This is a genomic window from Aeromonas sp. s8 (assembly GCF_040907785.1).
Lineage (GTDB): Bacteria > Pseudomonadota > Gammaproteobacteria > Enterobacterales > Aeromonadaceae > Aeromonas > Aeromonas veronii.
On the sequence record NZ_JBFOCL010000008.1, the window covers coordinates 26,148 to 35,804 of the forward strand.

20 protein-coding genes are annotated in these 9,657 nt (G+C 52.7%); all 20 read left to right on the forward strand.

All coding sequences use genetic code 11. From position 1 onward, the window contains the following. The first annotated feature begins 1 nt into the window (after position 1). The 20 genes from rplP (at position 2) to rplQ (ending at position 9,513) form a co-directional block, all read left to right on the forward strand. Complete coding sequence (gene rplP, locus AB5Y86_RS01595) at positions 2 to 415, forward strand: 50S ribosomal protein L16 (protein ID WP_005340612.1); 414 nt, start codon at positions 2 to 4, stop codon at positions 413 to 415. Next, complete coding sequence (gene rpmC, locus AB5Y86_RS01600; RefSeq protein ID WP_005307965.1) at positions 415 to 606, forward strand: 50S ribosomal protein L29; 192 nt, start codon at positions 415 to 417, stop codon at positions 604 to 606. The genes rplP and rpmC overlap by 1 nt, the downstream gene beginning before the upstream one ends. Further along, a complete protein-coding gene (gene rpsQ / locus AB5Y86_RS01605; RefSeq protein ID WP_005307966.1) occupies positions 606 to 854 on the forward strand; it encodes a 30S ribosomal protein S17 in 249 nt (82 codons plus the stop codon). Before rpmC ends, rpsQ begins: the two co-directional genes overlap by 1 nt. Before the next feature lie 147 nt (positions 855 to 1,001). Then, positions 1,002 to 1,370, forward strand: a complete 369-nt coding sequence (gene rplN / locus AB5Y86_RS01610; RefSeq protein ID WP_005307975.1) for a 50S ribosomal protein L14 — start codon at positions 1,002 to 1,004, stop codon at positions 1,368 to 1,370. Positions 1,371 to 1,381: 11 nt separating this feature from the next. Beyond that, positions 1,382 to 1,699, forward strand: coding sequence for a 50S ribosomal protein L24 (gene rplX / locus AB5Y86_RS01615; protein WP_005307977.1), 318 nt, complete (start codon positions 1,382 to 1,384; stop codon positions 1,697 to 1,699). 13 nt (positions 1,700 to 1,712) lie between these two features. After that, positions 1,713 to 2,252: a 50S ribosomal protein L5 gene (gene rplE, locus AB5Y86_RS01620; RefSeq protein ID WP_005331162.1), complete on the forward strand. Its 540-nt coding sequence runs from the start codon at positions 1,713 to 1,715 to the stop codon at positions 2,250 to 2,252. Positions 2,253 to 2,262: 10 nt separating this feature from the next. Further along, complete coding sequence (gene rpsN / locus AB5Y86_RS01625) at positions 2,263 to 2,568, forward strand: 30S ribosomal protein S14 (RefSeq protein WP_005340609.1); 306 nt, start codon at positions 2,263 to 2,265, stop codon at positions 2,566 to 2,568. A 21-nt stretch (positions 2,569 to 2,589) separates the two neighbouring features. Further along, the gene (rpsH, locus tag AB5Y86_RS01630; protein ID WP_005307980.1) at positions 2,590 to 2,982 is read left to right on the forward strand and encodes a 30S ribosomal protein S8; all 393 of its coding nucleotides are present in this window, start codon (positions 2,590 to 2,592) and stop codon (positions 2,980 to 2,982) included. A gap of 13 nt (positions 2,983 to 2,995) precedes the next feature. Then, on the forward strand, positions 2,996 to 3,529 hold the full coding sequence (gene rplF / locus AB5Y86_RS01635) for a 50S ribosomal protein L6 (RefSeq protein WP_005340607.1): 534 nt from the start codon (positions 2,996 to 2,998) through the stop codon (positions 3,527 to 3,529). 9 nt (positions 3,530 to 3,538) lie between these two features. Then, entirely contained in the window at positions 3,539 to 3,892 is a 354-nt protein-coding gene (gene rplR, locus AB5Y86_RS01640) for a 50S ribosomal protein L18 (protein WP_005340606.1), read from the forward strand. 14 nt (positions 3,893 to 3,906) lie between these two features. After that, complete coding sequence (rpsE, locus tag AB5Y86_RS01645) at positions 3,907 to 4,407, forward strand: 30S ribosomal protein S5 (protein WP_005340605.1); 501 nt, start codon at positions 3,907 to 3,909, stop codon at positions 4,405 to 4,407. Between the two features lie 6 nt (positions 4,408 to 4,413). Continuing rightward, entirely contained in the window at positions 4,414 to 4,593 is a 180-nt protein-coding gene (gene rpmD, locus AB5Y86_RS01650) for a 50S ribosomal protein L30 (protein WP_005307985.1), read from the forward strand. 2 nt (positions 4,594 to 4,595) lie between these two features. Beyond that, a complete protein-coding gene (gene rplO, locus AB5Y86_RS01655; protein ID WP_005340604.1) occupies positions 4,596 to 5,033 on the forward strand; it encodes a 50S ribosomal protein L15 in 438 nt (145 codons plus the stop codon). Between the two features lie 8 nt (positions 5,034 to 5,041). Continuing rightward, entirely contained in the window at positions 5,042 to 6,370 is a 1,329-nt protein-coding gene (gene secY / locus AB5Y86_RS01660) for a preprotein translocase subunit SecY (protein ID WP_005340602.1), read from the forward strand. 27 nt (positions 6,371 to 6,397) lie between these two features. Next, on the forward strand, positions 6,398 to 6,511 hold the full coding sequence (gene rpmJ / locus AB5Y86_RS01665) for a 50S ribosomal protein L36 (RefSeq protein WP_005319705.1): 114 nt from the start codon (positions 6,398 to 6,400) through the stop codon (positions 6,509 to 6,511). Between the two features lie 139 nt (positions 6,512 to 6,650). Then, complete coding sequence (rpsM, locus tag AB5Y86_RS01670; RefSeq protein WP_005307991.1) at positions 6,651 to 7,007, forward strand: 30S ribosomal protein S13; 357 nt, start codon at positions 6,651 to 6,653, stop codon at positions 7,005 to 7,007. Positions 7,008 to 7,021: 14 nt separating this feature from the next. Further along, positions 7,022 to 7,411, forward strand: a complete 390-nt coding sequence (gene rpsK / locus AB5Y86_RS01675) for a 30S ribosomal protein S11 (RefSeq protein WP_005307993.1) — start codon at positions 7,022 to 7,024, stop codon at positions 7,409 to 7,411. Positions 7,412 to 7,450: 39 nt separating this feature from the next. Continuing rightward, positions 7,451 to 8,071, forward strand: a complete 621-nt coding sequence (gene rpsD, locus AB5Y86_RS01680; protein ID WP_005340600.1) for a 30S ribosomal protein S4 — start codon at positions 7,451 to 7,453, stop codon at positions 8,069 to 8,071. Positions 8,072 to 8,096: 25 nt separating this feature from the next. Beyond that, positions 8,097 to 9,086, forward strand: coding sequence for a DNA-directed RNA polymerase subunit alpha (rpoA, locus tag AB5Y86_RS01685; RefSeq protein WP_005307997.1), 990 nt, complete (start codon positions 8,097 to 8,099; stop codon positions 9,084 to 9,086). A 43-nt stretch (positions 9,087 to 9,129) separates the two neighbouring features. After that, a complete protein-coding gene (gene rplQ / locus AB5Y86_RS01690; RefSeq protein WP_005307999.1) occupies positions 9,130 to 9,513 on the forward strand; it encodes a 50S ribosomal protein L17 in 384 nt (127 codons plus the stop codon). The last annotated feature ends 144 nt before the right edge of the window (positions 9,514 to 9,657 follow it).

Sequence of the window (9,657 nt, forward strand, 5' to 3'; positions counted from 1 at the left end):
AATGTTGCAACCTAAGCGTACTAAATTCCGCAAGACCCACAAGGGTCGTAACCGCGGTCTGGCCACCTCTGGTAACGAAGTATCCTTCGGTACCTTTGGCCTGAAGGCGACATCCCGTGGTCAACTGACTGCTCGTCAAATCGAAGCAGCCCGTCGTGCCATGACCCGTCACGTTAAGCGTCAAGGTAAGATCTGGATCCGTGTGTTCCCGGACAAGCCCATCACCGAAAAGCCCCTCGAAGTTCGTATGGGTAAAGGTAAGGGTAACGTGGAATACTGGGTTTGCCCGATCCAGCCTGGCAAGGTTCTGTACGAGATGGACGGTGTACCTGAGGCTCTGGCGCGTGAAGCGTTTGCCCTGGCCGCAGCTAAGCTGTCTGTTCAGACCACTTTCGTAATTAAGACGGTGATGTGATGAAAGCCCAAGATCTGCGTCAAAAGAGCGTCGAAGAACTGAACCAGGAGCTGCTGGGCCTGCTGCGTGAGCAATTCAACATGCGCATGCAAGCGTCCACCGGCCAGCTGGCTCAGACTCACACTCTGAAACAAGTGCGTCGTGACGTCGCACGTATCAAGACTGTACTGACTGAGAAGGCAGGTGCGTAATGACTGACAAGATCCGTACTCTGCAAGGTCGTGTAATCAGCGACAAGATGGACAAGTCCATCACTGTTGCTATCGAGCGCAAGGTAAAGCACCCGATCTACGGTAAGATCATCAAGCGCACTACCAAGCTGCACGTGCATGACGAAAACAACGAGTGCAAAGCTGGCGACCTCGTGGAAATCCGCGAATGCCGCCCGCTGTCCAAGACCAAGTCCTGGACCCTGGTTGCCGTTGTAGAAAAGGCCTAATCGGTACTTTGTAGTCCAAGCGGCCCCTTTCAGGGGCCGTTTGTTTTTTAGGCTACCTTTTCTGAAAATCCTGTGTTATAGTTTCGCGCCTTTTGAAGGCAGCCAGATCCCATTAGGGATAAGAAGTAAACAAAGCGGAGCACTAAGATGATCCAGATGCAAAGTATGCTGGGTGTTGCCGACAACTCCGGCGCTCGCAGTGTAATGTGTATTAAGGTTCTGGGTGGCTCGCACCGCCGTTACGCCGGCATCGGCGACATCATCAAGGTTTCCATCAAGGAAGCCATTCCTCGCGGTAAAGTGAAGAAAGGTGATGTGTATAACGCGGTGGTCGTACGCACCCGTAAAGGCGTTCGTCGTCCGGACGGCTCTGTCATCCGTTTCGACAACAATGCGGCTGTGTTGCTTAACAACAACCAACAGCCAATCGGTACTCGTATTTTTGGCCCGGTGACCCGTGAACTGCGTAATGAGAAGTTCATGAAGATTGTGTCCCTGGCACCCGAAGTACTGTAAGGAGTCGAACGATGGCAGCTAAAATCCGTCGCGAAGACGAAGTGATTGTTCTTACCGGCAAAGACAAGGGCAAGCGTGGCAAAGTCACTCAAGTCCTGATTGCAAAAGGTAAGGTAATCGTGGAAGGCATCAACCAGGTGAAGAAACACCAGAAGCCGGTACCCGCACTGGGTCAGGCTGGCGGTATCGTCACCAAAGAAGCCCCCATCGATGTATCAAACGTAGCGCTGTTCAACTCTGCCACTGGCAAAGCTGACCGCGTTGGTTTCCGGATTGAAGACGGCAAAAAAGTCCGTTTCTTCAAATCCACCGGCGAACTTGTGAAGTAATTGGAGTTTAACGATGGCGAAACTGCATGATTACTACAAATCCGATGTAGTAAATGAACTGTCCAAGCAGTTCGGTTACAAGACTATCATGCAAGTCCCTCGGATCGAGAAAATCACCCTGAACATGGGTGTTGGTGAAGCGATCTCTGACAAGAAATTGCTGGAAAATGCTGCTGCCGATATGGCTGCCATTTCCGGTCAGAAGCCGCTGATCACCAAAGCTCGCAAATCTGTTGCGGGCTTCAAGATTCGTGAAGGCTACCCGATAGGTTGTAAAGTAACCCTGCGTGGCGAGCGTATGTGGGAGTTCCTGGAACGGCTGATCTGCATCTCCGTACCGCGTATCCGTGACTTCCGTGGCCTGAACGCTAAAGCGTTCGACGGTCGTGGTAACTACTCCATGGGCGTGCGTGAGCAGATCATCTTCCCGGAAATCGACTATGACAAAGTCGATCGCGTCCGTGGTCTGGATATCACCATCACCACTTCCGCGAATACCGATGAAGAAGGCCGTGCTCTGCTGGCTGCCTTTAACTTCCCATTCCGCAAGTAAGGTTAGGGTTATGGCTAAAACATCCATGAAAGCGCGCGAAGCAAAGCGTGCCAAGCTGGTAGCCAAGTACGCGACCAAGCGTGCCGAGCTGAAAGCTATCATCGTTGACATGAACGCTTCTGAAGAAGCGCGTTGGGATGCTGTACTGCAACTGCAACAGCTGCCCCGTGATTCCAGTCCGTCCCGCCAGCGTAACCGTTGCAATATTACTGGTCGTCCGCACGGTTTCCTGCGCAAGTTTGGCCTGTCTCGCATCAAGGTGCGTGAGCATGCCATGAAGGGCGAAATTCCGGGCCTGAAGAAGGCTTCTTGGTAACGAATCTCGGGAGTTAGACTTATGAGCATGCAAGATCCGATCGCGGATATGCTGACCCGCATCCGTAACGGTCAGGCGGCGAGCAAAGTTGCGGTTTCCATGCCTTCTTCCAAGCTGAAAGTGGCTATCGCCAAAGTGCTGAAAGAAGAAGGTTACATCGCTGGCTACTCCGTAGCTGGTGACGTGAAGCCGGAACTGGAAATTGAACTGAAATATTTCCAGGGCAAGCCAGTTGTAGAACTGATCCAACGCGTAAGCCGTCCAGGCCTGCGTATTTACAAGCGCACTACTGATCTGCCGAAAGTTATGGGCGGTCTCGGTGTTGCTATCGTGTCCACGTCTAAAGGTGTGATGACTGACCGTGCTGCTCGCAAAGCAAGCATGGGCGGTGAGATCATCTGCTACGTCGCTTAATAGGAGGTAGGAAATGTCTCGTGTTGCTAAGGCACCCGTCACTATTCCTGCTGGCGTAGAGGTGACTCTGAACGGCCAGGAACTGACCATCAAAGGTGGTAAAGGTTCTCTGGTTCGCTCTATTCACGCCGGTGTAGAAGTGACCAAAGAAGACAATGTACTGAAGTTCGCCCCGCGCGGCAGCATCGCTGGTGCTGACGCTCAGGCCGGTACTGCCCGTGCATTGGTCAACAACATGGTAATCGGTGTTACCCAAGGCTTCGAGCGCAAGCTGCAGCTGGTTGGTGTAGGTTATAAAGCCTCCATCAAGGGCAATGCTGTTGCGCTGGCTCTGGGCTTCTCTCACCCGGTAGAGCATGCGCTGCCGGCTGGTGTGACCGCTGAGTGCCCGACTGCTACAGAAATCGTTCTGCGTGGCGTCGACAAGCAGCTGGTTGGCCAAGTCGCCGCCGATATCCGTGCTTACCGCGCTCCGGAGCCCTACAAGGGCAAGGGTGTACGCTATGCCAACGAGCAAGTGCGTACTAAAGAAGCTAAGAAGAAGTAAGGTAACACTATGGACAAGAAAGCAGCTCGTCTCCGTCGTGCTACTCGTGCTCGGAAAAAGATGCAGGAATTGGGAGCTACCCGTCTGGTTGTTCACCGTACCCCGCGTCATATCTATGCGCAGGTTATTGCAGCCAACGGTTCCGAAGTTCTGGCCTCTGCTTCCACAGTAGAGAAAGCCATCAGTGAAGCTCTGAAATACACCGGTAACGCAGATGCTGCTACCGCTGTAGGTAAGGCTATCGCTGAGCGTGCTATTGCCAAAGGCGTTCAGAACGTATCTTTCGATCGTTCCGGTTTCAAGTATCACGGTCGCATCGCTGCCCTGGCAGCTGCCGCACGTGACGCTGGTCTTCAGTTCTAAGCTAGGAGTCGAAGATGGCTAAAGTCGAATCTCAAGCCGGCGAACTGCAAGAAAAGCTCATTGCAGTAAACCGTGTTTCGAAAACTGTTAAAGGTGGTCGTATCATGTCCTTCACCGCGTTGACCGTGGTGGGTGATGGTAACGGCCGTGTAGGTTACGGTTACGGTAAAGCCCGTGAAGTTCCGGCTGCTATTCAAAAAGCAATGGAACAGGCTAAGCGTAACCTGAACAAGGTTGAGCTGAACAACGGCACTCTGCACCACCCGGTGCGTGGTGTTCACTCTGGCTCCACCGTGTTCATGAAGCCGGCCTCCCAAGGTACTGGTATCATTGCAGGCGGCGCTATGCGTGCTGTTCTGGAAGTTGCCGGTATCCACAACGTGCTGGCCAAGACCTACGGTTCCACCAACCCAATCAACGTTGTTCGCGCTACTGTAGACGCTCTGGTTCACGGTCAATCACCGGAACAGATCGCTGCCAAGCGTGGTCTGCGCGTTGAAGAAATTCTGGGGTAATGCGACATGGCTAACACTGTAAAAGTAACTCAAACTCGCAGCTCTATCGGCCGTCTGCCAAAGCACAAGGCGACTCTGCGTGGTCTGGGTCTGCGTCGCATTGGTCACACCGTTGAGCTGGAAGATACTCCTTGCGTACGCGGCATGATCAACCAGGTTTATTACATGGTTAAGGTGGAGGGCTAAGCATGCGTCTGAACACTCTGTCTCCGGCCGCTGGTTCCAAGCCTGAAAAACAACGTCGTGGTCGTGGTATCGGCTCCGGCTTGGGCAAGACTGGTGGTCGTGGTGTTAAAGGCCAAACCTCTCGTTCCGGTGGCGGCAAAGTTCGCAACGGTTTCGAAGGTGGCCAGATGCCTTTGAAAATCCGTCTGCCGAAGTTCGGTTTCTTCTCTCGCAAATCTTTGGTTTCTGCCGAAGTGCGTCTGAACGAAATCGCCCTGGTAGAAGGTGATGTGGTCGACCTGAGCACTCTGAAGCAAGCCGGTGTTGTTACTAAGAACATCGTGTTCGCTAAAGTTGTTCTGTCAGGCAACATTGACCGTGCTGTGACCGTTCGTGGTCTGTCCGTCACCAAAGGTGCACGCGCAGCCATCGAGGCCGCTGGCGGTAAAATCGAGGAATAATCAGTACAATGGCTAAGAAACCAGGATTGGATGTTAAAGCACAGGGTGGTCTGAGTGAACTGAAGAGCCGTCTGCTCTTCGTTCTCGGGGCGATTATCGTTTTCCGTGCAGGCTCTTATGTGCCGATTCCTGGTATTGACGCCGCCGTACTGGCCGAGTTGTTCCAGCAACAGAAGGGCACCATCATTGAGATGTTCAACATGTTCAGTGGTGGTGCACTCTCGCGTGCTTCTATTCTTGCGTTGGGGATCATGCCGTACATTTCGGCATCGATCATTATCCAGCTGCTGACAGTGGTTCACCCCGCTCTTGCTGAACTCAAGAAAGAAGGTGAATCCGGCCGTCGCAAGATTAGCCAATATACCCGTTGGGGCACGCTGGTTTTGGGAACTTTCCAGGCCATTGGTATTGCAACCGGTCTGCCGAATATGATGCATGGACTCGTGACTAATCCGGGTCTGGGCTTCTATTTCACAGCGGTTGTGAGTCTGGTCACCGGTACCATGTTTTTGATGTGGTTGGGTGAGCAGATAACCGAGCGTGGGATTGGTAATGGTATCTCGTTGATTATTTTCACAGGTATCGTTGCTGGTCTGCCGCATGCCATTGGCGCTACGGCCGAACAGGCACGTCAAGGGGAATTGCACATCCTGCTGTTGTTGTTGCTGGGCTTGATTGTTTTCGCAGTGACTTACTTTGTGGTGTTCGTGGAGCGTGGTCAGCGTCGTATTGTCGTTAACTATGCCAAGCGTCAACAAGGCCGCCAGGTATTTGCCGCGCAAAGCACACACCTGCCGTTGAAAGTGAATATGGCTGGTGTGATTCCTGCGATTTTCGCATCCAGTATCATCCTCTTCCCGGGGACCATTACCTCTTGGTTTGGTCAGGGCGAGGGTAAAGTAGCTGATATCCTGCAACAGGTCTCTATGGTCCTGCAGCCGGGTCAACCGCTTTACGAGATGCTGTATGCAGCAGCCATTATCTTCTTCTGCTTCTTCTATACCGCGCTGGTGTTCAACCCCCGCGAGACAGCAGATAATCTGAAGAAGAGTGGAGCCTTTATCCCGGGGATTCGCCCGGGCGAGCAGACAGCACGTTACATCGATAAGGTTATGACTCGCCTGACATTGGCAGGTGCGCTCTATATAACCTTTATCTGTCTGGTACCCCAGTTCTTGATGACTGCCTGGAACGTACAGTTCTACTTCGGTGGCACTTCGCTGCTGATTATCGTGGTAGTTATCATGGACTTCATGGCTCAGGTACAAACCCATATGATGTCTCATCAATATGGTGACGTCCTGAGGAAGGCCAACCTGAAGGGCTACGGCCGCTAAAGGTCGGCGTAGTTACGGAGTTAAGCAATGAAAGTTCGTGCTTCCGTTAAGGCAATCTGCCGTAACTGCAAAATCATCAAGCGTCACGGTGTGGTGCGTGTGATTTGCAGCGAGCCAAAGCATAAACAGCGCCAAGGCTAATTTTTTACGGTTAGTACTTGCAACAAATAGTTGTGCTGGCTAATATAGCCAGCCAACTTTTGTTGTGTATTGGTTGACCGCCACGTATCCGCTCACGGGCTTTGTGGTGGTCGTAATCTACTATATGTAGGAGTGAATAGTGGCCCGTATCGCTGGCATTAACATTCCTGACCATAAGCATGCAGTCATCGCTTTGACTGCGATTTATGGCGTCGGTCGTACCCGCTCCAAGGCCATCTGTGCCGCAGCCGGTATCGCTGAGAATGTGAAAATTAAAGACCTGGACGAAGCTCAGATCGAGAGTCTGCGTGAGCAAGTAGGTAAATTCACCGTTGAAGGTGACCTGCGTCGTCAGATTTCCATGAACATCAAGCGATTGATGGATCTGGGTTGCTACCGTGGTTTGCGTCACCGTCGTAGCCTGCCTGTTCGTGGTCAACGTACCAAGACCAACGCTCGTACCCGTAAGGGTCCGCGCAAGGCTATCAAGAAGTAACGGGAAGGTAGAAAATGGCTAAAACTCCGACTCGTGCTCGCAAGCGCGTTAAAAAGCAAGTGAGCGACGGTATTGCGCACGTTCATGCATCTTTCAACAACACAATCGTGACCATTACTGACCGTCAGGGCAATGCTCTGTCTTGGGCTACTTCTGGTGGTTCCGGTTTCCGTGGTTCTCGTAAGTCCACCCCGTTCGCTGCTCAGGTAGCTGCCGAGCGCGCTGGTGAGATGGCCAAAGAATATGGCGTCAAGAACCTGGAAGTCATGGTCAAAGGTCCGGGTCCCGGTCGTGAGTCTTCCATCCGCGCCCTGAACGCGGCTGGTTTCCGCATCACTAACATTACTGATGTGACTCCGATCCCGCACAACGGTTGTCGTCCTCCCAAGAAGCGCCGCGTATAACGCTGTAGCTACTTGGTCTAGGATTGTTGGAGAAAGAAGATGGCAAGATATATCGGTCCTAAGCTTAAGCTTAGCCGTCGTGAGGGCACCGACCTCTTCCTGAAGTCAGGTGTTCGTGCGATTGATTCTAAGTGCAAGATTGACACCGCCCCTGGTCAGCACGGTGCGCGTAAAGCGCGTCTGTCCGACTACGGTGTTCAGCTGCGCGAGAAACAAAAAGTTCGTCGTATCTACGGCGTATTGGAAAAACAGTTCCGCAACTACTACCGTGACGCTGCCCGTCAAAAGGGTAACACCGGTGAAAACCTGTTGCAGCTGCTGGAAGGTCGTTTGGACAACGTTGTTTACCGTATGGGCTTCGGCGCTACCCGTGCTGAATCTCGTCAGCTGGTGAGCCACAAGGCCATCATGGTAAACGGTCGCGTTGTGAACATTCCTTCTTTCCAGGTTTCCCCTGAGGACGTGATCTGCGTTCGTGAGAAGGCTAAGAAGCAAGCGCGTATCAAAGCTTCCCTGGAAGTTGCTGGTCAGCGTGAGAAGCCGACTTGGGTAGAGGTTGACGCCGCTAAAATGGAAGGTGCTTTCAAGCGTCTGCCAGAGCGTTCCGACCTGTCTGCCGACATTAACGAACAGCTGATCGTCGAGCTTTACTCCAAGTAAAGCTAGCTTCTAAAGAGAGGACACAATGCTGGGTTCTGTAACAGATTTTCTTAAACCGCGGCTAGTTGACATCGAGCAAGTTAGCCCGACTCATGCGAAAGTGACTCTTGAGCCACTCGAGCGTGGCTTTGGTCACACGCTGGGCAACGCCCTGCGTCGTATTTTGCTGTCATCTATGCCCGGTTGTGCAGTTACTGAAGTCGAAATTGACGGGGTACTGCATGAGTACAGCAGCAAAGAAGGTGTACAGGAAGACATTCTTGAAATCCTGCTCAACCTGAAAGGTATCGCTGTGAAGCTGGAAGGCAAGGACGAGGTAACTCTGTCCCTGACCAAGTCTGGAACAGGCCCCGTTACCGCTGGTGATATCACTCACGGTGATGAAGTCGAGATCGTAAACCCGGAGCACGTAATCTGCCATCTGACTGGTGCCAATGCTGAAATCAGCATGCGCCTGAAAGTTCAGCGCGGTCGTGGTTATGTGCCTGCTTCTGCTCGTGTTCACAACGATGACGAAGAGCGTCCTATTGGTCGCCTGCTGCTGGACTCCGCGTTCAGCCCCATCGTTCGTATTGCCTACAATGTTGAGGCAGCACGTGTGGAACAGCGTACCGACTTGGACAAGCTGGTCATCGACATGGAGACCAATGGTACCCTGGATCCTGAAGAAGCCATCCGTCGTTCTGCCACTATCTTGGCCGAGCAACTGGAAGCCTTCGTGGATCTGCGCGATGTCAGCGTGCCCGAGAAGAAAGAAGAGAAACCCGAGTTTGATCCGATTCTGCTACGTCCTGTCGATGATTTGGAGCTGACAGTTCGTTCTGCGAACTGTCTGAAGGCAGAAGCTATCCACTATATTGGTGATCTGGTACAGCGTACCGAAGTTGAGTTGCTTAAGACTCCTAACCTCGGTAAGAAGTCCCTGACTGAGATCAAGGACGTGTTGGCCTCCCGTGGTCTGTCTCTTGGCATGCGCCTTGAGAACTGGCCGCCCGCCAGCATCGCTGACGAGTAATCCAGATTACGGGTTTCACAGATTTAGTTAGAAGGATAAGGTCATGCGCCATCGTTTGAGTGGTCGTCAACTGAACCGGAACAGCAGCCATCGTCAGGCAATGTTCCGCAACATGGCCAGCTCCCTGGTTCGTCATGAGATCATCAAGACGACTCTGCCTAAGGCAAAAGAGCTGCGTCGTGTAGTTGAACCGCTGATCACCCTTGCCAAGACTGATAGCGTTGCTAATCGTCGCCTGGCATTTGCCCGTACTCGCGATAACGCGATCGTGGCTAAGCTGTTCAATGAACTGGGCCCGCGCTACCTGGAGCGCGCCGGCGGTTATACTCGCATTCTGAAATGCGGTTTCCGTGCAGGCGACAACGCCCCTATGGCTTATATTGAGCTGGTAGACCGCCCGGCCGCTGCTGAAGCAGCTGCTGAGTGATAAAGAAAAAGCCGGGCTTGTCCCGGCTTTTCTTTTAATCCATTCTGATACTGCCTCAACTGCCTCAACTGCCTCAACTGCCTCAACTGCCTCAACTGCCTCAACTGCCTCAACTGCCTCAACTGCCTCAACTGCCTCAACTGC